Below are 20,672 nucleotides of genomic sequence, written 5' to 3' on the forward strand. Positions count from 1 at the left end.
TTTCCGACTCCAGGACCATCGACATGAAACTTTCCTTGCGCACCATCTTGCGCGGGCTCGCCGCGGCGGGCCTGGCCCTCGGCCTGCAGGCCTCCGCTCTCGCCGACACCTGGCCGAGCAAGCCCGTCAAGCTGATCGTCACTTTCGTTCCCGGCGGCGGCGCCGACATCATCGGCCGCTACGTCGCCAAGCACCTGGGCGATGCGCTGGGGCAGCCGGTGATCGTCGAGAACAAGCCGGGCGCCGGCGGCCTGATCGGCGTGCAGGCGGGACTCGCGGCTCCCGCGGACGGCTACACCTTCGTCCTGATCTCTTCCAGCTACACGGTCAATCCGAGCCTGTACAAGCTCAGGTTCGACCCGGTCAACGACATCACGCCAGTGGTGCAGGTCTCGAAAGGCCCGCTGCTCGTGGTCGCCAACCCGAAGCTGCCGGCCACCAACCTGAAGGAGCTGATTGCGCTGGGCAAGGCGAAGCAGGGCGCGCTGAACTACGCCTCGTCCGGCCAGGGCAGCCTGCTGCATCTCGCCGCCGCGCAGTTCGCCGACGAAGCCGGCTTCGACATGCGCCACGTGCCGTACAAGGGCGGCGGCGCGGCGCTCACCGACCTGGTCGCCGGCCAGGTCGACCTGTACTTCGCGGCCACCGCCAGCGCGATGCCGCACGTGAAGTCGGGCAAGCTGCGCGCGCTGGCCGTCACCACCGAGGAGCGCATTCCCGCGCTGCCCGACGTGCCGACGATCGCCGAGTCCGGCTTCAAGGGCTACGAGGCGACGCTGTGGTACGGCATCATCGCGCCGAAGGGCCTGCCGCCCGAGATCCTGCGGCGCATGAACGCGGAAGTGAACAAGGTGCTCGCGATGAAGGAGACGCCGGCGAAGCTGGAAGTCGATGGCGCGCTGCCCGGCGGCGGCACGCCCGCCGCCTTCCAGGCCGTGATCGCACGCGAGATCCCCAAGTGGGGCCAGGTGGTCCGCAAGATTGGCATCCAGCCGGAATGAGCCCAGGAGAATCGACCATGCGCATCGCCCCCATCCCGCCCGGCACCCGCCCCGAACTCGCCGAACAGGAAGCGCAGATCGCCGCCCAGCGTGGCCGCGTGTCGACGCTGTACCAGGTGCTCCTGAACAGCCCGCCCATGGCGCATGGCTGGGAGCAGCTGCTGACGGCCGTGCGCAACCGCAGCACGCTGCCCGCGGACCTGCGCGAGCTGATCATCATCCGCGTGGCGGTGCTCAACGGCGCCACCTACGAATACGAAGCGCACGTGCCGATCGCGCTGAAGGCCGGCGCGACGGAGCAGAAGATCGCCGCGCTGCGCGACCCGAAGCGGATCGGCCCCGGACTCGGCGACATGGAACAGGTGCTGATCGAGCTGACCGACACCATGACGACGGCGATCGAAGTGCCGGCGGCGCTGTACGAGCGCGTGCGCGGCTTCCTCGACGAGCGCCAGACCGTGGATGCGATGGTGACGATCGGCGCGTACAACATGGTGTCGCGCTTCCTCGTGGCGCTGGAGATGTCGCACTGACCTCCGCCGGCGCCGGCGGTGCGAGGCCGCCTGGCGCGCGCTACGCCCGGCGGTTCCAGTCGACCAGGGTGTCCGCCGCCAGCAGCACCAGGATCGTGGACAGCCACACGAACGTCGCATTGCCGCCGGCGTCCGCGGGGATGCGCACCTCGAGTACTTCGGTGACGAAGCGCGAGAGCACGAACGTGAGCGTGAGCGCGTAGCTGCGGACCATCCACGTCTGGTGCGACGGCATGTGGCGCGAGCGGATGGCGAGGAACGCGGCGACGGTGGTGACGACCCAGATGAGCGCCTGCGAGACGTGCGCCGTCGCCTCGGCCATGGGGGTGTACTGCAAGGCGACCCAGATGGCCAAGGGCGAAGCGAGCGCCGTGGTGCCGACGTAGACGTAGCCCGCCATGCGGTGCAGGCGCGGGTACGTTCGCCGCCACTCCGAAGAAAACTGGGTGGCGCCGGCGAGCAGGGCAGCGACGCCGCAGACGGCGTGCAGGTGCAGCAGTTCCTCGTACGGCCGGATCTTCTCGGTCCACGCCGGGTTCATGCCGAGCAGCAGCGGCATCTCCACCAGGAGGAAGACCCACAAGGTCATCAGGCAGATGAGGACGAACAGGATCGCCCCGGCTCCGGGGCGGCTCTGCATGGTTTGACGCAGGGTCGGTGGCTTGCGAACGCTCATGGGATCCCCCCGAGAAGAAGATTTTTTTCCCAAGAACGTCGCAGGCGCCGAAGTGCGTTGTGTGTCCGCGTTGCGAGGGCAACGCGGTGCGCTCTGGATGCCAGATTACGAAGATCGATGGGCGCGGGCAACCCTCCGATGGGAGGAGGCCGCTCCTGCCCCATTGCCGCGTTGCCCACGCATGTCGATGAGCCCGCCCGCGTTCATGGCATGACCCGCGCGAGCCCCTGCAGCGTCCAGCCGGCGCCCAGCAGCATCATGCGGGTGTCGAATGCCTCGAACGAGGTTCGTTCCACGCGGGAGTCCATGACCGCCAGGTGCTTGTCGCGGGTGGAGACCAGGGTGAGCGGGTGGGACCGCGCCAGCGACATCCAGAGCCGATACGCCGCGGGTGATTGGCGCGGCCCGCTCACCAGGCACAAGCCCGCCTCCAGCGCCCATCGATAGACGGCACTGGCCATGCCGCGCCGGCGATAGTCGGCCGCGTAGCGCGAATGCGGACTCCGAAGGTGGCGCCCCATGCGGCGGTCGAGCTCGAAGACCCGGTGGAACGACGTGCATCCGGCCAGGACCTGGCGCTGCCTGTCCTCGACATACACGTGGAACTCGCCGTCCGATTCCCGGTACCTGAACACGAAGTCCGGCATCGGCGTGGCGATCTCCGGCAGGCGGTGCAGGACGTCGCCCGGGCGTTGCATCCTCGCGTGCAGGCCGGCGAGTTCCACGGCGAGATCGCGGTGTTCGAGGGAAACGTCAATGCGCATGTTCCGCCTCCCGGCATCCGCTGACCAGCGCCGCGGGCTTGCGCCGCGCCGAACGGATGTCGCTTTGCGTCGAGGTGCATGCCGCATGCGATGCCCGCGTCGCAGATGAGGTCCTGCCACACGCGCAGCGATCCCGCGGCGTCCAGCAGGTCGCCGCCGCAGTCCACCGGAATCCCTCGGCGCAGGGGTTTTTCGAGCGGACGAAATCTTTCGTGAAATCCATGGCGGTGCGCGCGTCCGCGCGAGGGGACGCGTCGAATTCATCGTGTTGGAGCCGCGGAGGGACTCAGGCTGGCGCGAGGCTGGCCCGACGGTCGAAGGTGCGCTGGAACGAAAGGGAGGGGACCGCCGGGCTCAGGGATGCGCGGGCGTGCGCTGTGGATGCATGGCGGGGCGGGAGTATAAGCAGCAACGCGAGTGCCGGGAAGTGCGCGCGCTCATTCTGGCAAGGATCGTCGGGTCATGCGCCCCGCGGCGCGCAACAGCTCCTACACTGGCACGCATCACCTCATGCACACCCCTGTCCGTCCGGATCGCCACGCACGTCGCCTGCCGCACCCTGTGAATGCGGCGGGCCCGACCGTGCCTGCGCAAGCGCGCGCTGCGGGCCATCGAGGCACGCCAGCAGATTCCTGAGCCCGGCGGTCCCCTTCCTTCTTCAGCGCTGAACATCGACCGCCGGGCAAGTCCCAGGCGCCATTGCGAGCCGCCGCCGGCGCGGCGCTCGTACTCGATGGAAGTGCAGCATGAAATACGAATCGAGCGCCGCCTTTCTGGCGCAGGTCGAGGCCCGCAATCCTGGCCAGCCCGAGTTCGTGCAGGCCGTGACCGAGGTGATCGACAGCCTCTGGCCCTTCATCGCGGCGAACCCGCGATACGCCGACCACGGCCTGCTCGATCGCCTCGTCGAGGCCGAGCGCATCGTGCAGTTCCGCGTCGCGTGGGTGGACGACCAGGGCCAGGTGCAGGTCAACCGCGGCTACCGGGTGCAGCACAGTTCGGCCATCGGTCCCTACAAGGGCGGGCTGCGCTTCCATCCGTCCGTGAATCCGTCGATCCTGAAGTTCCTCGCCTTCGAGCAGACCTTCAAGAACGCGCTGACCACGCTGCCCATGGGCGGCGGCAAGGGAGGATCGGACTTCGAACCGAAGGGCCGCAGCCCCGGCGAGGTCATGCGCTTCTGCCAGGCCTTCATGAGCGAGCTGTTCCGCCACATCGGCGGCGACACCGACATCCCGGCCGGCGACATCGGCGTCGGCGCGCGCGAGGTGGGCTACCTGGCCGGCATGATGAAAAAGCTCAGCAACCGGTCGGACTGCGTGTTCACCGGCAAGGGCCTGTCCTTCGGCGGCTCGCTGGTCCGCCCCGAAGCCACCGGCTACGGCACGGTCTACTTCGCGCAGGAGATGCTGCGGCGCGCCGGCAAGTCCCTCGAAGGCCTGCGCGTGAGCATCTCCGGCTCCGGCAACGTGGCGCAGTACGCGATCGAGAAGGCCATGGCGCTCGGTGCGCAGGTGCTCACGGTGTCGGACTCGGGCGGGACGGTCGTCGAGCCCGGGGGCTTCACGCCGGCCAAGCTCGCGGTGCTGATGGAAGTGAAGAACCAGCTGTACGGGCGGGTGAGCGACTACGCGCGGCGCACGGAGGCGCACTTCCTCCCGGGCAGGAAACCGTGGGCCATCCCGACGGACGTCGCCCTGCCATGCGCCACGCAGAACGAACTCGATGCGGAGGATGCCCGCACGCTGGTGGCCAATGGCGTGCAGTGCGTCGCGGAGGGCGCCAACATGCCGGCCACGCTGGCGGCGGTGCACGTGTTCGAGGAGGCGCGCGTGCTGTTCGCGCCGGGCAAGGCCAGCAACGCCGGCGGCGTCGCCACCTCGGGGCTCGAGATGAGCCAGAACGCCATGCGCCTCGCCTGGCCGCGCGAGGAGGTCGACGCGCGGCTGCTCACCATCATGCAAGGCATCCACGCCGCCTGCGTGCAGCACGGATCCCGTCCCGACGGGAGCGTGAGCTACGTACGGGGCGCCAACATCGCCGGCTTCGTGAAAGTGGCCGACGCGATGCTGGCGCAAGGCGTCATCTAGCAGTCCGGGGAGGAACCGACATGAACGACAGTCTTCGCCTTTCGCTCCCGCACGTGAAGAAGGTGCTGGTGCTCCACGACCTGCATGCCGATGCGGACAACGCCGCCTGGCGTGGCGGCATGCTGGCGCGCGCGCACGGCGGCTGGCTGCGCGTGCTGAACCTGGGGCGCTTCCGCAGCGCCGAGCCGGCGCGCCAGCGCCTGGAGCCGCTCGCCTGGCGGCTGCAGGAGCACCTGCAGATCGCGGTGCTGGCGCAGGCCCTGCGCGGCTCGGTCAGCGGCGAATTGCGGCGGGCCGCGGAGGAGGCCGATCTCGTCGTGGTGCGCGCGCCCTCGGGCCTCGACGCCGCGACCGGGCTGCATCCCCTGCGGATCGCGCAACTCGCCGGCCGGCCGACGCTGGTGGTGCGCACGCCGGCGACCGCCGCGTACCGGCGGGTCCTCGTCGGCGCGGAGCAGGACGCCGCGGTGGAACGTGGCCTGGCCGCCGCGTTGGCCGACGGCAAGGAACTGCCGGCGGTGGCGCCCCTGCACTCCGCTCCCGCGCTGCTGCAGCGCGAACGCGCGCTCTTCCCCGACGTCGTGGTGCTGCCCTGCACGCAGTCCCCCTCGCTCGCGCGCCGCTTCCTGGCGCTGACGAAGACCGACACGCTGCTGCTGCCCGCGAGGCCGGAAGCCCGCGCACGGTCGCGCATGGCGGATGCGATGGACACCGCGCCGCCCGTGCCCGGCGGTCCGGCTCTCGGATAGAGTGCAGCGCATGCCGCTGTGGTGGATCGTCCTGCTGCCGTTTGGCGCGAGCGTGCTCGCGGCGGTGCTTCCCACGCGCGCGCGCAACTGGGAATCGCTACTGGCGGGCGCGGTGGCGGTGGCCGCGGCGGCGGGCCTGGGCTCGCTCTATCCGCGCATCGCCGCGGGCGAGGTCCCGAGCCACACGGTCGCCTGGCTGCCCGGCCTGGGCGTGTCCATGACGCTGCGCGTCGACGGCTTCGCCTGGATGTTCGGCATGCTGGTGAGCGGCATCGGTGCACTGGTGGTGCTGTACGCCCGCTACTACCTCTCCGCCGCCGATCCCGCGGCGCGCTTCCATGCGCTGCTGCTCGGATTCATGGGCGCGATGCTCGGCGTGGTGCTCTCGGGAAACCTGGTGCAGCTGGTGGTGTTCTGGGAACTCACCAGCCTGTTCTCCTTCCTGCTGATCGGCTACTGGCACGACCGCAAGGACGCGCGGCGCGGCGCGCGCATGGCCTTCGTGGTCACCGCCTCGGGGGGACTGGCCCTGCTGGCGGGCGCGATCCTGCTCGGACAGGTCGTCGGCAGCTACGAACTCGACGCCGTGCTGGCGGCCGGCGACCGGGTCCGCGCCCATCCTCTGTACGTGCCGATCGTCGTGCTCGTGCTGCTCGGGGCGCTGACCAAGAGCGCGCAGTTCCCGTTCCATTTCTGGCTGCCGCACGCGATGGCCGCGCCCACGCCGGTCTCGGCCTACCTGCACTCCGCCACGATGGTGAAAGCCGGCGTGTTCCTGATGGCGCGCCTGTGGCCCGTGCTGGCCGGCACCGACACCTGGCTGCTGCTGGTGGGCGGCGCCGGGGTGATCACGCTGCTGCTGGGCGCCTACCTCGCCATGTTCCAGCAGGACCTGAAGGCGGTGCTCGCGTATTCCACGATCAGCCATCTCGGCCTGATCACGCTGCTGCTCGGGCTGGACAGCCCGCTCGCCGCGGTGGCCGCGGTGTTCCACACCGTGAACCACGCGACCTTCAAGGCCTCGCTGTTCATGGCCGTGGGCATCATCGACCACGAGACCGGCACGCGCGACATGCGCCGGCTGCACGGGCTGTACCGCTTCATGCCGCGCACCGCCACGCTGGCCATCATCGCGAGCGCCGCCATGGCCGGCGTGCCGCTGCTGAACGGCTTCCTGTCCAAGGAGATGTTCTTCGCCGAGACGGTGTTCGTCAGCTCCACGCCCGCCGTGCAGTTCGCGCTGCCGCTCGCGGCCACGGTGGCCGGCATCTTCGCGGTGGTGTATTCGCTGCGCGTCGCGCACCGCGTGTTCTTCGGCCCGCCACCCGACGACTGCCCGCGCGTGCCGCACGAGCCGGTGCGGTGGATGCGCGTGCCGATGTTCGTGTTGGTGGTGGCGTGCGTCGTGGTCGGCGTGCTGCCCGAGGCGGCCGTCGGCGGCTTCCTCGCAACGGCGGCGCGACCGGTCGTGGGCGGCACGCTGCCGGAATACAGCCTCGCGGTCTGGCACGGTTTCAATGCGCCGCTGGCGATGAGCCTGGTCGCCCTCGCGGGCGGCTGGGTGACGTACGTCCTGTTCGCGCGCATGCGCCGGCAGGGCCGGCTCGACAAGGCGCCGCTGCTTTCGCGGCTGGACGGCAAGCGCATGTTCGAAGCGGTGCTCGCCGCCGGCACGGACGCCGCCCGGCGTGTCGTGCGCCGCGCGAGCAGCCCCCACCTGCAGCGGCAGCTGCTCTGGATCGTGGTGGTGGCCGGCGCCACGGCGCTCAGCGCCGCCATGATCGTTCCCCTCGAGTGGGGTTCTCGCCCGCGCGTGCCCGCGACCATCGACTTCGTCCTGCTGTGGCTGGTGGGCGGCGCCGCCGCCATCGGCGCGGCCTGGCAGGCCCGCTTCCACCGTCTCTTCTCGCTGGTGCTGCTGGGCGTCACGGGCGTGGTGCTGTGCGTGACCTTCGCGTGGTTCTCCGCGCCCGACCTCGCGCTGACGCAGATCGCGGTGGAATCGGTGACGCTGGTGTTCTTCCTGCTCGGGCTGCGCTGGCTGCCCAAGCCGCTGCCGAGCGACGAAGACCCGCGCCTGGCCTGGCGCGCGCTCTGGCGGCGCAGCCGCGATCTCGTGCTGTCGGTGGCGGCGGGCGCCGGCCTCGCCGCCGTGTCCTATGCGCTGCTGACGCGCACGGGCGCGCAGAGCATCTCGCCCTTCTTCCTCGAGAACGCCTTGCCCGGCGGCGGCGGCCGCAACGTGGTGAACGTCATGCTGGTGGACTTCCGCGCCTTCGACACGCTGGGCGAGATCACGGTGCTGGCCATCGTGGGCATCGCGGTCTATGCGCTGCTGCGCCGCTTCCGGCCCGCGCGCGAGCTGATGGACGTCCCGCCGCAGCAGCGTCTGCCGATGCGGCAGGCGCCCTCCGGCGAGGAGGATTCCCTGCGTGCCTACCTGGTCGTGCCGGCCGTGCTCGTGCGGCTGATGCTGCCCGTCACGCTGGTGGTCGCCGCCTACCTGTTCCTGCGCGGGCACAACCTGCCGGGCGGCGGTTTCGTCGCCGGACTCACCGTCACCATCGCCTTCATCGCGCAGTATCTGGTGGGCGGCACCCGCTGGGTGGAAGCGCGCCTGAACGTGCGTCCGCGCGCGTGGATCGCCTTCGGGCTGTCGGCGGCGGGGGTGACCGGCCTGGGATCGCTGGCGCTCGGCTATCCGCTGCTCACGACGCACACCGCGCATTTCACGCTTCCGGTGCTGGGCGGGATCCACTTGCCCAGCGCGCTGTTCTTCGACCTCGGCGTCTTCCTGGTCGTGCTCGGCTCCACCATGCTGCTGCTCACCGCGCTGGCGCACCAGTCGGGCCGCGCGCGGCGGCGCCCTGCCGGGAGCGAGGCCTGATGGAACTCGTGATCGCCCTCGCCATCGGCGTGCTGACGTCTGCCGGCGTCTGGCTCGTGCTGCGGCCGCGGACCTTCCAGGTCCTTGTCGGCCTGTCGCTGCTGTCGTATGCGACCAACCTGTTCATCTTCAGCGTCGGCAGCCTTTCGATCGCGCGCGAGCCCATCGTGCAGCCCGGCGTCGCGGCGGACCTGGTGCAGTACACGGACCCACTGCCGCAGTCGCTGGTGCTCACGGCCATCGTGATCGGCTTCGCCACCACGGCGCTGTTCCTCGTCGTGCTGCTGGCCCTGCGCGGCCTCACCGGCAGCGACCACGTCGACGGCCAGGAGGAACGCCCTTGAGCGCGGCCGCGCATCTCCTCGCCGCGCCCGTGCTGCTGCCGCTGGCGACGGCGGCGCTGCTGCTCGGCCTGGGCGAGCGCTGGCGCGACGCGAAGGCGGGATTGAACCTCGCGTCCCTGGTCGCGAGCCTGCTGGTCGCCGGCTGGCTGCTCGCGCAGGCCCAGGGCGTGCGCGCGCCCGTGGCGGTCTACCTGCCCGGCAACTGGCCGGTGCCGTTCGGCATCGTGCTGGTGCTCGACGGGCTCGCGGCGGGCATGCTGGTGCTCGCCGCCTGCACCGCGCTGGCCGGCCTGCTGTTCTCGCTGGCGCGCTGGCACCGGGCCGGCGTGCACTTCCATCCGCTGCTCCAGTTGCAGCTCGCGGGGCTCAACGGCGCCTTCCTCACGGGCGACCTGTTCAACCTGTTCGTCTTCTTCGAGGTGCTGCTCGCGGCCTCCTACGGCCTGCTCCTGCACGGCGGCGGCAGCAGCAGGGTGCGGCCGGGGCTGCACTACATCGCCGTGAACGTGGTGGCGTCCTTCCTGTTCCTGATCGGCGTGGCGCTGCTCTATGGCGTGACGGGAACGCTCAACATGGCGGACATCGCGCGCAAGCTGCCGCTCGTGCCGGTGGAGGACCGCGGCCTGCTGCATGCCTCCGCGGCGCTGCTCGCGGTGGCCTTCCTCGCCAAGGCGGGATTCTGGCCGCTGAACTTCTGGCTTCCCGCGGCCTATGCGGCCGCGAGCGCGCCTTCGGCGGCCGTGTTCACCGTGCTCACCAAGGTGGGCGTCTACACGGTGCTGCGCCTGTGGACCCTGTGCTTCCCCGCGGGCGCCGGGTTCTCGGCGCACTTCGGCGGCGCGCTGCTGGTGTGGGGCGGCCTGGCGACGCTCGCCTTCGGTGCGCTGGGCATGTTGCGCTCGCACCAGCTCGGGCGGCTCGCCGGCTACAGCGTGATCGCGTCTTCCGGCACGGTGGTCGCGGCGGCCGGCCTGGGCACGCCGGCCCTCACCGCCGGTGCGCTGTTCTATCTCGCGAGCTCCACGCTCGGCGCCGCCGCGCTGTTTCTGCTCGCGGAACTGGTGGAGCGCAGGCGCCAGGCGGAAGTGGATCCGCCCCGGGTGGACGCCGGCGGGCAGCTGCCCCGATTCGGCGAAGCGGCGCCGCCCGATGCGAACCTCGACGACAGCGCGGCGCCCGTGGTGGGCCGTCCGATCCCCGCATCGCTGGCGCTGCTCGCCGCGGCGTTCCTTCTCTGCGCCGTGGTCGTCGCGGGCATGCCGCCCTTGTCCGGTTTCGTCGGCAAGCTGGCGATGCTGCACGCCATCGCGCAAGGCGGACCGCGCGCGCCGGGCTTGCCCGGCTGGCTGCTCTTCGCGTTGCTGATCGTGTCCAGCCTCACCGGCGGCATCGCGCTCCTGCGCGCCTTCGCCACCCACTTCTGGGCCGCCAACGCGCGCGGCCCCGCGGCGCTGCGCCTCACCGAAGCGCTGCCGGTGGCCCTGCTGCTTGCCGGCTGCGTGGCGATCGCGGTGTCCGGCGAGCGCGTGCTCGCGTTCACCAGCGACGTCGCAGCGTCCTTGCACGCGCCGGGCCGCTACGTCGACACGGTCTTCGACGCGAAGCCGGTCCCCGCGCCGACGGGAGCGGGTCCGTGAGGCGCTGGCTGCCGTCCCTGCTGCTGTCCGCCGCGCTGCTGGCGCTGTGGCTGCTGTTGAACGATGCGATCGGCCCGTCGGACCTGCTGCTCGGGGCGATCGTGGCCGTGGTTGCGCCGGCCCTGGTCGCGCCGCTGAAGCCTCGCGGGCCGCAACTGCACAAGCCGCTGGTGCTCGCCCGCCTGATCCTGCAGGTCGGCCGCGACGTCGTGGTCTCGGCCCTGGAGGTCGGCGCCGGCGTGCTGCGCGCCGGCACCCGGCGGCCGCGCGGCGCCTTCGTCGCCGTGCCGCTGGACCTGCAGGACCCGCATGGCCTCGCCGCGCTCGCCATCATCACCGCCGTGGTGCCCGGCACCGTCTGGTGCGAGCTCGCCGCCGACCGCGGCAGCCTGCTGATCCACGTCTTCGACCTGGCGGACGAAGCCGCCTTCATCGCGCTGTACAAGCAGCGCTACGAACTGCCGCTGAAGGAGATCTTCGGATGAACCTGCTCGACGTCGCCATCACCGCCACGCTGTGCGCGTACTGCGCCGCCATGATCGTCGGCCTGGCCCGCGTCCTGCGCGGCCCGCGCGCGCTGGACCGCGTGGTCGCCTTCGACTTCGTGTTCACGGTGGCGCTGCTCGGGGTGCTCGTGCTGGCCATCCGCTACGGCAGCAGCACGTACTTCGATGCGGCATTGCTGATGGCGGTGTTCGGCTTCCTGGGTTCCGCCGCCCTCGGCAAGTTCCTGCTGCGCGGCGAGGTGATCGAATGATCGTGGAAGCGCTGGTCGCCCTGCTGCTGCTGGCCAGCGGCGGGCTCGTGCTCGCCGCCGCACTCGGCCTGTGGCGGCTCGACGATTTCTTCCTGCGCATGCACGCGCCCGCGCTCGCGAACACGCTGGCGAGTTGGGCCGTCGCCCTCGCGTCCATCGTCTACTTCACCGCGGCCAGCGGCCGGCCCGTGCTGCACCAGTGGGTGATCGTGATCGTGCTGGCCATCACGGTGCCGGTCACCACGGGCATCGTCGCGCGCGCCGCCTTGTTCCACCTGCGCAAGGACCGCGCGTGAGTCCGCGCGCAATGCCCTTGCATTCCTTGCCGGAATCGATTCGCGGCATTCGTGCACCGCGGCCTATACTCGGGCCCATGGCAATCCAAGCCGCCTTGCACCTCGCCGCCTTCATGACCCTGGCCCTCGCGGCACGGGCCGTGATGGCGCGCCGGTCCGCGCCAATGCGCGCGGGCCTGCAGCGTACGCCCGCACATTCCTAGGCCCGGCGGCCGCCACTTCCCCTCAAGCGCCATCCATCGACCGCCGGGCACCAGCCCGGCGCGCTTGCGAGCCCGTGCCCCCGCGGCCGGCTCGCGCTCGAATGGAGTGCCCTCATGCGTGCCTCGAATCCCGGAGAGCGGAAGCTCGCCGGACCTGGCTTCAGCCGTCAGACCCAGTTCACCGCGATCCTGGTGGCCACGGATCTTTCCGCGCAGGAGAACCTTGCGCTGCAGCGCGCGTGGCGGCTCGCCGATGCGCAACGTGCGGCCCTGAAGCTGATGTACATGCCGCCCGCGGGCCAGCCGGTGGCACGCGACGCCGCGGTGCGCCTGGCCAGGCTGGCCAGGCACCTGGAGGACACCTTCGCGCTGCGCGTGAAGACCGTGCCGCTCCAGTCGCACAGGCTGGAGGACCTGGTCGCGCAGTCCCGGGGCATGGACCTCGTGGTGCTGCCGCACCGGCGCGAACGCTCCACCGCCGCCTTCTTCCGCGGCCAGCCCGTGCTGCGCCTGGTGCGCAACGCCAGTTGCCCGGTGCTCGTCACCCGGCAGGCGGGAGGACAGCACTACGGACGCATCCTGGTCGCCGTCGACTTCTCGCCGGAATCGGAACGGCTCGTGCGGATCGCGGCCGGCCTCGAGGCGCACGCGGAGCTGGAGGTCTTCCACGCGATCGATACGCTCGGCGAGGCGCGGTTGCGCGCGGCGGAGGCCAGGGAAGAGGCCGTGCGCACCTACCGCGAGCGCTGCCTGCGCGACGCGCAGAAGGGGATGCTCACGCTCACCGATTCCTTCGATGCGCGCCGCAACCGCGTGTCGACCCTGATCGGGCGCGGCGACCCGGGCCGCCAGGCGGTGGTGCAGCAGGAGCGCTCGGGCGCGGACCTGGTCGTGGTCGGCAAGCGGCGCAGCTCCGCGTGGCAGGACTTCTTCAGCGGCAGCGTCGCCCATCGCGTCCTGAGCTGGGGCAGCAGCGATGTGCTCGTCGTGCCGCCTGCGCGCGAGCCGGCGACGGGGCCGATCGCGGCACGTCGCATCCACGGGGCGGACGGCGCCGCGGCGCTGGAGATGCGCCCGGCGGGAAGGAGGGCGTCATGATGCACGTGCGTGACCCGCTCGACCTGCTGCCCCTGCGCCAGATGGTGACGGCGCGCGGCGACGCCGCCCTCGTCTTCGCCCGCCCCGGCCTGCTCGATGGCTTGTCCAGGCCGGATCGCTACCGGATCGCCGGCCACGACCAGGGCGGGCAGATCCTGGCGGCGAGCGAGTTCGCGCTGGCGGACGCCCGGCTCCTGCTGCAGCAGGCCTATGGCGACCTGGTCGGCTTCGGGGCGCCCACCGTGCACACGTACGTGGACGCCGCGGCGCAGTCGCTGATGGTGCCGATCATGTTCCTGCGCATCGACGCACCGCGCCCGCACATGCTGCAGCTGCTGGAGATCCTGCAGGCGCGGCGCGCCCGGTGGTTCGAAAAGGAGACGCCAAGGGACCGCGTCGTGATCCGGGCGGAGCTGGCGTTCTCGCGCGCGCACGGGCTGCAACGGCAACTCCTGGAGCTGACCGACGGGTCCGCGCACTGCCTGTCGTGGCTGCTGGGCTATGAGCGGTCGCTGCAGGAAGGGAAGGCGGGATCGGCGAAGGACGCGGGGGTGCACGCATGAGCGCGGAAGACGTTGCGCTGTTGCTGGCCCTCCTCGGCGGCACTTCCGTGGCCACGTCCTGGCTGGGGCGCCGCAAGGGCGACGCGCCGCGGGACGTCCGGCTGCTGTCGGCCTTCGGCTCGGTCCTCCTGTCCGCCGCGGCCGCGACTTACTTCGCGTGAGCGATCGTCGACAAGGCCGCCATGGGCCTTACCTGGCCGAGGTGGAAACGAGCGGCGCGCGCTTGTTGTTGGCTTTCACGTACACCGTGGGGGTGTCCGTGGCGGCCGTTGCCGCCGGTTCGGCACCGACGAAGTGCGTGAAGCGGTAGACGCCCACGGCGGCCAGCACCGCGAGGGCCAGCACGTAGCGCTTCTCGTTCCTGCGGTTGCCGCTGAAGATCGCCAGCAGCGCGAAACCTGCAATACCGATCACCAGCATCTTCAGGTCGAGCGACAGTGAGTGGAAGAAGTCCATGTTGAGTTCGTATCGGCAGGAACCCAACTCTAGCGAGGATGTGCGACCGCGGCCAGCGCGCCACGCGTTTTCGCGCGGCCGGTGTTGCGGCGATCCACGCGTTCCATCCCGATATGCAACACGATGTTCTTGCGTGCTACGAATCGAAGGCCGGCGTGATGGAATCGCGATCGGCTTCCCGATGCATTCAGCGTTGGCGCGGTCGCAGCGCCTCGGCAATGCCGTCGACCAGCTGCGCATTGCTGAGGTCGGCCCGCCGCACCACGCCTACCGGCGGCAGGTTCCATTGCAGGCGCTGCGGCAGGACGCTGGCGCCGCTGGACTCGGCCACTTCGAGCGCGATGTCGTCGGGCAGGATGGTGATGGCGTCTGGCAGCTGGCGCAGCACCGAACTGACGGTCTTCTGCGCATAGGCCTCCAGCACGGGTGCGGGCACCTGCTGCCCGGCCGAAGCGAAGATCGCATGGATCATGTTGCGGATGGGCGAGTGCTGCGGCGGCAGGATCCACTGCAGCGACGTGAACGCATCCCAGTCGATGCCGCGCCGCGCCAGCCGCCTGGCCGCCGCGCGCGAAGCCACCAGCCGCGGCTCCTGCGGGTAGAGGTGCTGCTGCACGAGCCCGCTGCCCGCGCGGGCGGAGGTGAACCTGCAGATCGCGCAATCGAGCCGCCGGCTTTTGACGGCCTCCAGCAGCCGGTCCGTCGTGGCCTCCTCGACGGCGAAGCCGAGGGCAGGCCGCAGCCCGAGCAGGTGGCGCCACAGGGTGTCGTGCGTGTCGTTCGACAGGAAGGGGATGACGCCCACGCGCAGCACGCCCTGGAAACCGGCCGTGAGCGAGGCGAGGTCCTGTTCCAGCGCCGAGGCATCGAGCAGGGCGTTGCGCGCGCGTGCCAGCACGAGCTCGCCCGCGGGCGTGGCCTCCAGGCCCCTTCGGCCGCGCACGAACAGCGGCGTCATGAAGATGTCCTCGATCTCGGCGAGCGCCCGGGTGACGGTCGGCTGCGCCAGGTTCAGCCGCTGCGCGGTGCGGCTGATGGACCGCTCGCGATCGAGTTCGGTGAGCAGCATGAAATGGCGCAGCTTCAGCCGCGAGGACAGGCGCTGCAGGGTCGGCGTGGTCATGCGCCCATCCTAGCGCCCGTATAGCAGGCAATGCATGAACCCATCGAAAGATATGTCAGCCGGGCTATTCCAGATGCCTACACTGCCGGCGATGTTCACCACCCGGCCCGAAATCATCGGCACGTTCGGCGTTGCTTCGTCCACCCACTGGCTGGCGTCGCAGACGGCCATGGGCGTGCTGGAACGCGGCGGCAACGCCTTCGATGCCGCAGTCGCCGCCGGCTTCGTGCTGCAGGTGGTCGAACCGCACCTGAACGGCCCCGGCGGCGAAGTGCCGATCCTGTTGTGGGACGAGCGCCAGCGCCGCATGCACGCGCTGCGGGGACAGGGTCCGGCGCCGCAGGACGCGAGCGTGGCGGCCTTTCGTGCCCTCGGCTTCGACCAGGTCCCGGGGATCGGGCTGCTGCCGGCGGTGGTGCCGGCGGCGTTCACCACCTGGCTGACGATGCTGCGCGACCACGGCAGCTGGGACCTGGCGGACGTGCTCGCGCCCGCCATCGGCTACGCCCGCGACGGCTTTCCGGTGCTGCCGCGCCTGTCGCAGGCCATCCTCGCGGTGCGCGAACTCTTCACGCGGCACTGGCCTTCGTCGGCCGCCACGTGGCTGCCGGGCGGCAAGGTCCCGATGCCGGGTTCCCTGCACACGCTGCCGGCGCTGGCAGACACCTACGAGCGCATCCTGCAGACCGCGCAGCGGGAGGGTGGCACGCGCACCGGCGTCATCGATGCCGCGATCCGTTGCTGGCAGCAGGGCTTCGTGGCCCGCGAGATCGACCGCTACTACCGCAGCGAGGCCGTGTACGACACCAGCGGCGACCGGCACACGGGCTTGCTGCGTTACGAGGACATGGCCGATTGGCGGCTGGAACCCGACGCGCCGGTGACCGCGGACTTCGGCCGCTATACGGTCGCCAAGTGCGGCTTCTGGAGCCAGGGCCCGATGTTCCTGCAGCAGCTTGGCGTGCTGCGGCACGCCGACCTGGCCGCGCATGCGCCCGGCACCGCGGGTTTCGTGCATCTCGTGAGCGAGGCGGCGAAGCTGGCCCTGGCGGATCGGCTCGCCTGGTACGGCACGGCACCGGGCGCCGAGGCGCGCCTGCAGGAGGCCTTGCTGTCCGACGACTACCTGCGGGCGCGCTGGGCTTCGATCGACCCGCGCCATGCTTCGCGGGAGCTGCGCCCGGGACAGCCGCTGGGCGTCGCGCCCCGCATGCCGGACCTCGGCGTCGCCGCCCGCACGCTGGAGAAGGCCGACATCCGCTTCGGCATCGGCGAGCCCACCTTCGCCACGCTGCCGCCGCCCTCGGAATGGGCGGAGCGCGAGATCTTCGTCGGCGACACCTGCCATGTCGACGTGATCGACCGCCACGGCAACATGGTGTCGGCCACGCCGTCGGGCGGCTGGCTCTCGTCGAGCCCGGCGATCCCCGCGCTCGGCTTCGGGATCAGCACGCGCCTGCAGATGACCTGGATGGACGAGGGCCTGCCCAACACGCTCACGCCGCGGGTGGCGCCCTGCACCACGCTGTCGCCGACGCTCGCCCTGCGCGACGGCGAGCCCTGCCTGGCCTTCGGCACGCCCGGAGGCGACCAGCAGGACCAGTGGTCGCTGGCGTTCTTCCTGCGCCACGCCGTGCACGGAATGAACCTGCAGGAGGCGATCGACGCACCGGCGTGGCACGTCAAGCACGCGCCCAGTTCCTTCTGGCCGCGCCAGACGGTGCTGAACACGCTGCAGATCGAGTCGCGCTTCGACCCGCGCGAGATCGACGCCCTGCGCGCCCTGGGCCACGACGTCAACGTCGGCGAGCCGTGGTCCGAGGGCCGCATCTGCGCCGCCAGCCGCAGCACGGACAGCCGCGGGCGCCGCGTGCTGCGCGCGGCCGCCAATCCGCGCGGCATGCAAGGTTACGCGGTCGGCCGCTGACCCACCTTTTCCCGAATCGAGACCACAGGAGACAACCATGTTCAAGAACGTCCGCCGCGCATTGCTGGGCCTGGCCCTTGCGTTCACGGCCCACGCGGCGCTCGCCGACTATCCCGATCGCCCCATCACCCTGATCGTGCCGTGGGCGCCCGGCGGCTCGACCGACATCCTGGGCCGGGCGATCGGTGACCAGCTCGCGAAGTCCATGGGCCAGCCGGTGGTGGTCGACAACCGCGCCGGCGCCTCGGGCAACATCGGGTCGGCCGCCGTGGCGAAGGCCAAGCCGGACGGCTACACGCTGCTGATCGGCTCGATGAGCACGCATGCGATGAACCCCGCGCTGATGGCCAGCATGCCGTTCCGGGGCTCGGACGATTTCACGCCGATCGCGCTGGTGGCCAACGTGATCAACACGATGGTCGTGAACCCCTCCGTGCCCGCGAAGAACCTGAAGGAGTTCATCGCCTATGCCAAGGCCCATCCGGGCAAGCTGGCCTATGCCTCCGCCGGTGCCGGTTCCACCAACCACCTGAGCGCCGAGATGTTCATGAAGGCGGCCGGCATCGAGATGCTGCACGTCCCCTACAAGGGAGGCTCGCCGGCCGTGCTGGCCACGGTGTCCAACGAAACCCAGGTGCTGTTCTCCGCCGGCACCCAGACGCTGCCGCACGTCAAGGCCGGCAAGTTGCGGCTGCTGGCGGTCACCGAGGCGACGCGGTCCAAGCTGCTGCCCGACGTGCCGACGGCCTCCGAGGCGCTCCCCGGCTACGAGATGGGCGTCTGGTATGCCGTGTTCGGTCCGGCCGGAATGCCGCGCGAGCTGGTGCAGCGCTTGAACGCCGAGATCAACAAGGCGCTCGCCCTGCCGGAGATGCGCGCGCGCATGGATGCCATCGGGGTGGACCTGGTGATCAGCAAGCCGGAACAGCTCGCACGCCAGCTCAAGTCGGACACCGAGCGCTACGGCAAGGTGATCAAGGACCTGTCGATCAAGCTGGACTGAGCGTGGACGCCATGGCCGTGCTCGCGGCAAGCGAGCGCCTGTGCGATGCGCTGCACCGCTGCAATGACCCCGCGGCTGCGCTGGGCCACGTCGAGGCCGCGCGCCTCGCCCTCCTGGGGGCGGGCCTGCTCACCGTCAACGTGGATGCGACGAAGCCCGGGGACCCGCCCGGCGAGATCCACCTGATGCGGGCCTGGACGTCGAACGCCCTGGCGTATCCCGTCGGCGGGCGCAAGCGCAAGCTGCGGACCCCGTGGACCGAGCAGCTGCTGGTGCGCGGCGAGGTGTTCATCGGCGAGGGCGAGGCGGCACTGGGTGCCGTGTTCGACGACGCGGCGCTGATCGCGTCGCTCGGCCTGCGCAGCGTGATCAACGTGCCGCTGCTGGACGGCGGCCTCACCCGTGCGACGTTCAACGTGCTGGGCCCGCGGCCGCATTGGCAGGCGCACGAGGTCGCCGCGGTTCGCCTGCTCGCGCTCGTGGCGCGGCCTTTCATCCTGCGCCTGGCGTCGGTGTTGGAGAGTGCCGACTAGGGGGCGGACCAGGGAGATTCCGGATGATCGAATATTTTCAGTATCATGCCGGCGATTGAAAAAAAATCTCCATCGATGAGTTCGCCCCGTTCCGGCAATCCCTCCCTGGCCCAGCGCATCGCCCGGGTGCTGCCCGCGCTGACGCCCTCGCACCGGCAGATCGCCGACTGGGTGCTGGCGCATCCGCTGCATGCCGCGACGATGCCCATCGACGAGCTCGCCGCGACCGTCGGCGTCTCGGTGGCCACCGCCAACCGCTTTGCCCGCGCGCTGGAGTTCGAGGGCTATGCGCAGTTCCGCGCCGCTCTCGTCCTGGGCTTCGAAACGACCCTCGCGCCGGTGGAGAAGCTGCGCAGCAAGCTGGAGCGCTCGGCCACCGTGGGCGAGGTCTGCGCCGGGGTTCTGGCGGACATCCAGCAGAACATCGCGGCCACCCGCCAGGCGCTGGACGCGCAGGCCTGCGAACGGGCCGTGGAGGCCATCCTGCGCGCGCGGCGCGTATATGTGGTCGGCTTCGGCGCGAGCAGCTGGCTCGCCGGCCTGCTGCAGCGCGGACTGGATGCCTATCACGAGAACGTGCACGCGCTGCCCACCGTGGAGGGCGCGTCCTTCGCGGCCAAGGTGCTGGCGCGGGCGCAGGCCGCCGACCTGCTGGTCGCCATCGCCTTTCCTCGGTACCTGGCCGACACGGTGCGGCTCGCGCGGCTGGCGCACGAGCGCGGCATGACCGTGCTGGCGCTGACCGACCGCGTGACCTCCCCGCTGGCGCCGCTGGCCGACGTGTCCCTGTACGCCGACGTCGACAGTCACTACTTCGCCGCCTCCGAGGCCAGCGCGCTGCCCCTGATCGAGGCCTTGTGCAGCGCGGTCGCGCATCGCGCCAAGGGCTCCGTGCACGCGGCGACCCAGCTGGCCGAATCGGTGCTGCCCTGGCTGCACGACGGCGAGCGCGGCAACACCCGCGCCGGCACGCAACGTGCTGCGCCCCCGGCACGCGGCCAGCGCACCGCGACCCGGCGCGCGACCCCCAGAACCATTTCCAGGACTTCCAAGTGAACGCCACCCCTTTGCGTCCCGTCATCGCCATCCACGGCGGCGCCGGCACCATGAGCCGTGACAGCGCCGCCGCCGCGCAGCAGGCCGCCTACCACGACGCGCTGCGCGCCGTGCTGCTGCCGCCGCAGCAGCTGCTGGCCGCGGGCGGCAGCGCGCTCGACGCCGTGACGCTGGCGGTCGAACTGCTGGAGGACTGCCCCCTGTTCAACGCCGGCCACGGCGCGGTGTTCACGCACGACGAGACGCACGAACTCGATGCCGCGGTGATGGATGGCGCCACGCTGCGCGCCGGCGCGATCGCCTGCGTCAGCCGCGTGCGGCGCCCGGTGCGGGCGGCCCGCGCCGTGATGGAGGACAGCGACCACGTACTGTTCGCCGGCGCCGGGGCCGAGGAGTTCGCGCGCCGCCAGGGCCTGGAGATGGTGGAGCCTTCCTACTTCTCCACCGAGGCGCGGCGCGAGCAGCTGAAGCGCGCGCTGGGCAGCGACCGCGCGGTGCTGGACCACGACGGCGCGGCGCTGGCCTTCCGCACCCCCGCGCCGCCGCTGGAGGAGCGCGGCAAGATGGGCACGGTCGGCGCCGTCGCCTTCGATGCGCACGGCAACGTGGCGGCCGCCACTTCGACCGGTGGCATGACCAACAAGCAGCCGGGCCGCATCGGCGACTCGCCCCTCATCGGGGCGGGCACTTATGCCGACAACGCGACGGCGGCGATCTCCTGCACCGGCACCGGCGAGATGTTCATCCGCCTCGCGGCGGCCTACGACATCTGCGCCCGCATGCGCTACGCCGGCCTGCCGCTGGACCTCGCCGCCGAGCTGGTGGTGCAGGAGGCGCTGCCCGCCATCGGCGGCCGTGGCGGCCTGGTCGCGGTCGACCGCCACGGCAACGTGAGCATGCCGTTCAATACCGAGGGCATGTACCGCGGCTACGCTCGCGTCGGCGAAGCGGCGCACACGGCCATCTTCCGCTGAGC

General features: G+C 71.0%; 23 protein-coding genes. 19 read left to right on the forward strand and 4 right to left on the reverse strand.

Going from position 1 to position 20,672, the window contains the following annotated elements; genetic code table 11:
* Window positions 1–23: 23 nt before the first annotated feature.
* Both VF522_RS23245 and VF522_RS23250 read left to right on the forward strand, forming a co-directional pair.
* Window positions 24–1,001, forward strand: a complete 978-nt coding sequence (locus VF522_RS23245) for a tripartite tricarboxylate transporter substrate binding protein (RefSeq protein WP_330910712.1) — start codon at window positions 24–26, stop codon at window positions 999–1,001.
* 17 nt (window positions 1,002–1,018) lie between these two features.
* Window positions 1,019–1,534, forward strand: a complete 516-nt coding sequence (locus VF522_RS23250) for a carboxymuconolactone decarboxylase family protein (RefSeq protein WP_330910713.1) — start codon at window positions 1,019–1,021, stop codon at window positions 1,532–1,534.
* A gap of 40 nt (window positions 1,535–1,574) precedes the next feature.
* Here the strand turns inward: VF522_RS23250 and VF522_RS23255 are convergent, their stop codons facing one another.
* Together VF522_RS23255 and VF522_RS23260 are read right to left on the reverse strand one after the other, a co-directional pair.
* On the reverse strand, window positions 1,575–2,174 hold the full coding sequence (locus VF522_RS23255; protein WP_330910714.1) for a DUF2306 domain-containing protein: 600 nt from the start codon (window positions 2,172–2,174) through the stop codon (window positions 1,575–1,577).
* Window positions 2,175–2,413: 239 nt separating this feature from the next.
* The gene (locus VF522_RS23260; RefSeq protein ID WP_330910715.1) at window positions 2,414–2,974 is read right to left on the reverse strand and encodes an N-acetyltransferase; all 561 of its coding nucleotides are present in this window, start codon (window positions 2,972–2,974) and stop codon (window positions 2,414–2,416) included.
* Window positions 2,975–3,720: 746 nt separating this feature from the next.
* Here VF522_RS23260 and gdhA point away from each other — a divergent pair.
* From gdhA to VF522_RS23320, 12 genes are all read left to right on the forward strand, one after another.
* Complete coding sequence (gene gdhA, locus VF522_RS23265; protein ID WP_330910716.1) at window positions 3,721–5,064, forward strand: NADP-specific glutamate dehydrogenase; 1,344 nt, start codon at window positions 3,721–3,723, stop codon at window positions 5,062–5,064.
* 20 nt (window positions 5,065–5,084) lie between these two features.
* Window positions 5,085–5,813: a hypothetical protein gene (locus VF522_RS23270; protein WP_330910717.1), complete on the forward strand. Its 729-nt coding sequence runs from the start codon at window positions 5,085–5,087 to the stop codon at window positions 5,811–5,813.
* Window positions 5,814–5,823: 10 nt separating this feature from the next.
* Window positions 5,824–8,700, forward strand: coding sequence for a monovalent cation/H+ antiporter subunit A (locus tag VF522_RS23275; protein ID WP_330910718.1), 2,877 nt, complete (start codon window positions 5,824–5,826; stop codon window positions 8,698–8,700).
* A complete protein-coding gene (locus tag VF522_RS23280) occupies window positions 8,700–9,044 on the forward strand; it encodes a Na+/H+ antiporter subunit C (RefSeq protein WP_330910719.1) in 345 nt (114 codons plus the stop codon). The genes VF522_RS23275 and VF522_RS23280 overlap by 1 nt, the downstream gene beginning before the upstream one ends.
* Entirely contained in the window at window positions 9,041–10,681 is a 1,641-nt protein-coding gene (locus VF522_RS23285; RefSeq protein ID WP_330910720.1) for a monovalent cation/H+ antiporter subunit D, read from the forward strand. Before VF522_RS23280 ends, VF522_RS23285 begins: the two co-directional genes overlap by 4 nt.
* Window positions 10,678–11,166: a Na+/H+ antiporter subunit E gene (locus VF522_RS23290; RefSeq protein WP_330910721.1), complete on the forward strand. Its 489-nt coding sequence runs from the start codon at window positions 10,678–10,680 to the stop codon at window positions 11,164–11,166. The genes VF522_RS23285 and VF522_RS23290 overlap by 4 nt, the downstream gene beginning before the upstream one ends.
* Complete coding sequence (locus VF522_RS23295) at window positions 11,163–11,438, forward strand: K+/H+ antiporter subunit F (RefSeq protein ID WP_330910722.1); 276 nt, start codon at window positions 11,163–11,165, stop codon at window positions 11,436–11,438. Before VF522_RS23290 ends, VF522_RS23295 begins: the two co-directional genes overlap by 4 nt.
* Window positions 11,435–11,734, forward strand: a complete 300-nt coding sequence (locus VF522_RS23300) for a monovalent cation/H(+) antiporter subunit G (RefSeq protein ID WP_330910723.1) — start codon at window positions 11,435–11,437, stop codon at window positions 11,732–11,734. The genes VF522_RS23295 and VF522_RS23300 overlap by 4 nt, the downstream gene beginning before the upstream one ends.
* 77 nt (window positions 11,735–11,811) lie before the next feature.
* Window positions 11,812–11,937, forward strand: a complete 126-nt coding sequence (locus VF522_RS23305) for a hypothetical protein (RefSeq protein WP_330910724.1) — start codon at window positions 11,812–11,814, stop codon at window positions 11,935–11,937.
* Between the two features lie 114 nt (window positions 11,938–12,051).
* Complete coding sequence (locus VF522_RS23310) at window positions 12,052–13,035, forward strand: universal stress protein (RefSeq protein WP_330910725.1); 984 nt, start codon at window positions 12,052–12,054, stop codon at window positions 13,033–13,035.
* Window positions 13,032–13,598: a hypothetical protein gene (locus VF522_RS23315; protein WP_330910726.1), complete on the forward strand. Its 567-nt coding sequence runs from the start codon at window positions 13,032–13,034 to the stop codon at window positions 13,596–13,598. The genes VF522_RS23310 and VF522_RS23315 overlap by 4 nt, the downstream gene beginning before the upstream one ends.
* Complete coding sequence (locus tag VF522_RS23320) at window positions 13,595–13,759, forward strand: hypothetical protein (RefSeq protein ID WP_330910727.1); 165 nt, start codon at window positions 13,595–13,597, stop codon at window positions 13,757–13,759. The genes VF522_RS23315 and VF522_RS23320 overlap by 4 nt, the downstream gene beginning before the upstream one ends.
* Before the next feature lie 28 nt (window positions 13,760–13,787).
* Here the strand turns inward: VF522_RS23320 and VF522_RS23325 are convergent, their stop codons facing one another.
* Both VF522_RS23325 and VF522_RS23330 read right to left on the reverse strand, forming a co-directional pair.
* Window positions 13,788–14,054: a hypothetical protein gene (locus VF522_RS23325; protein ID WP_330910728.1), complete on the reverse strand. Its 267-nt coding sequence runs from the start codon at window positions 14,052–14,054 to the stop codon at window positions 13,788–13,790.
* A gap of 187 nt (window positions 14,055–14,241) precedes the next feature.
* Complete coding sequence (locus VF522_RS23330) at window positions 14,242–15,177, reverse strand: LysR family transcriptional regulator (RefSeq protein WP_330910729.1); 936 nt, start codon at window positions 15,175–15,177, stop codon at window positions 14,242–14,244.
* A gap of 91 nt (window positions 15,178–15,268) precedes the next feature.
* On the opposite strand from VF522_RS23330, the gene VF522_RS23335 reads away from it, so the two are divergent.
* The 5 genes from VF522_RS23335 (at window position 15,269) to VF522_RS23355 (ending at window position 20,670) form a co-directional block, all read left to right on the forward strand.
* A complete protein-coding gene (locus VF522_RS23335; protein WP_330910730.1) occupies window positions 15,269–17,104 on the forward strand; it encodes a gamma-glutamyltransferase family protein in 1,836 nt (611 codons plus the stop codon).
* 37 nt (window positions 17,105–17,141) lie between these two features.
* Complete coding sequence (locus VF522_RS23340; RefSeq protein WP_330910731.1) at window positions 17,142–18,107, forward strand: tripartite tricarboxylate transporter substrate binding protein; 966 nt, start codon at window positions 17,142–17,144, stop codon at window positions 18,105–18,107.
* An 11-nt stretch (window positions 18,108–18,118) separates the two neighbouring features.
* Window positions 18,119–18,640, forward strand: coding sequence for a GAF domain-containing protein (locus tag VF522_RS23345; RefSeq protein WP_330910786.1), 522 nt, complete (start codon window positions 18,119–18,121; stop codon window positions 18,638–18,640).
* A gap of 75 nt (window positions 18,641–18,715) precedes the next feature.
* Window positions 18,716–19,696: a MurR/RpiR family transcriptional regulator gene (locus VF522_RS23350; RefSeq protein ID WP_330910732.1), complete on the forward strand. Its 981-nt coding sequence runs from the start codon at window positions 18,716–18,718 to the stop codon at window positions 19,694–19,696.
* On the forward strand, window positions 19,693–20,670 hold the full coding sequence (locus tag VF522_RS23355) for an isoaspartyl peptidase/L-asparaginase family protein (RefSeq protein ID WP_414709576.1): 978 nt from the start codon (window positions 19,693–19,695) through the stop codon (window positions 20,668–20,670). Before VF522_RS23350 ends, VF522_RS23355 begins: the two co-directional genes overlap by 4 nt.
* Window positions 20,671–20,672: the final 2 nt, after the last annotated feature.

Source organism: Ramlibacter sp. (assembly GCF_036383835.1).
Classification (GTDB): domain Bacteria; phylum Pseudomonadota; class Gammaproteobacteria; order Burkholderiales; family Burkholderiaceae_C; genus Ramlibacter.

Coding starts and splice junctions, on each gene's coding strand:
- VF522_RS23245 (WP_330910712.1), top strand. CDS start 24: ATGAAACTTTCCTTGCGCACCATCTTGCGCGGGCTCGCCGCGGCGGGC.
- VF522_RS23250 (WP_330910713.1), top strand. CDS start 1,019: ATGCGCATCGCCCCCATCCCGCCCGGCACCCGCCCCGAACTCGCCGAA.
- VF522_RS23255 (WP_330910714.1), bottom strand. CDS start 2,174: ATGCAGAGCCGCCCCGGAGCCGGGGCGATCCTGTTCGTCCTCATCTGC.
- VF522_RS23260 (WP_330910715.1), bottom strand. CDS start 2,974: ATGCGCATTGACGTTTCCCTCGAACACCGCGATCTCGCCGTGGAACTC.
- gdhA (WP_330910716.1), top strand. CDS start 3,721: ATGAAATACGAATCGAGCGCCGCCTTTCTGGCGCAGGTCGAGGCCCGC.
- VF522_RS23270 (WP_330910717.1), top strand. CDS start 5,085: ATGAACGACAGTCTTCGCCTTTCGCTCCCGCACGTGAAGAAGGTGCTG.
- VF522_RS23275 (WP_330910718.1), top strand. CDS start 5,824: ATGCCGCTGTGGTGGATCGTCCTGCTGCCGTTTGGCGCGAGCGTGCTC.
- VF522_RS23280 (WP_330910719.1), top strand. CDS start 8,700: ATGGAACTCGTGATCGCCCTCGCCATCGGCGTGCTGACGTCTGCCGGC.
- VF522_RS23295 (WP_330910722.1), top strand. CDS start 11,163: ATGAACCTGCTCGACGTCGCCATCACCGCCACGCTGTGCGCGTACTGC.
- VF522_RS23300 (WP_330910723.1), top strand. CDS start 11,435: ATGATCGTGGAAGCGCTGGTCGCCCTGCTGCTGCTGGCCAGCGGCGGG.
- VF522_RS23305 (WP_330910724.1), top strand. CDS start 11,812: ATGGCAATCCAAGCCGCCTTGCACCTCGCCGCCTTCATGACCCTGGCC.
- VF522_RS23310 (WP_330910725.1), top strand. CDS start 12,052: ATGCGTGCCTCGAATCCCGGAGAGCGGAAGCTCGCCGGACCTGGCTTC.
- VF522_RS23315 (WP_330910726.1), top strand. CDS start 13,032: ATGATGCACGTGCGTGACCCGCTCGACCTGCTGCCCCTGCGCCAGATG.
- VF522_RS23320 (WP_330910727.1), top strand. CDS start 13,595: ATGAGCGCGGAAGACGTTGCGCTGTTGCTGGCCCTCCTCGGCGGCACT.
- VF522_RS23325 (WP_330910728.1), bottom strand. CDS start 14,054: ATGGACTTCTTCCACTCACTGTCGCTCGACCTGAAGATGCTGGTGATC.
- VF522_RS23330 (WP_330910729.1), bottom strand. CDS start 15,177: ATGACCACGCCGACCCTGCAGCGCCTGTCCTCGCGGCTGAAGCTGCGC.
- VF522_RS23335 (WP_330910730.1), top strand. CDS start 15,269: ATGTTCACCACCCGGCCCGAAATCATCGGCACGTTCGGCGTTGCTTCG.
- VF522_RS23340 (WP_330910731.1), top strand. CDS start 17,142: ATGTTCAAGAACGTCCGCCGCGCATTGCTGGGCCTGGCCCTTGCGTTC.
- VF522_RS23345 (WP_330910786.1), top strand. CDS start 18,119: ATGGCCGTGCTCGCGGCAAGCGAGCGCCTGTGCGATGCGCTGCACCGC.
- VF522_RS23350 (WP_330910732.1), top strand. CDS start 18,716: ATGAGTTCGCCCCGTTCCGGCAATCCCTCCCTGGCCCAGCGCATCGCC.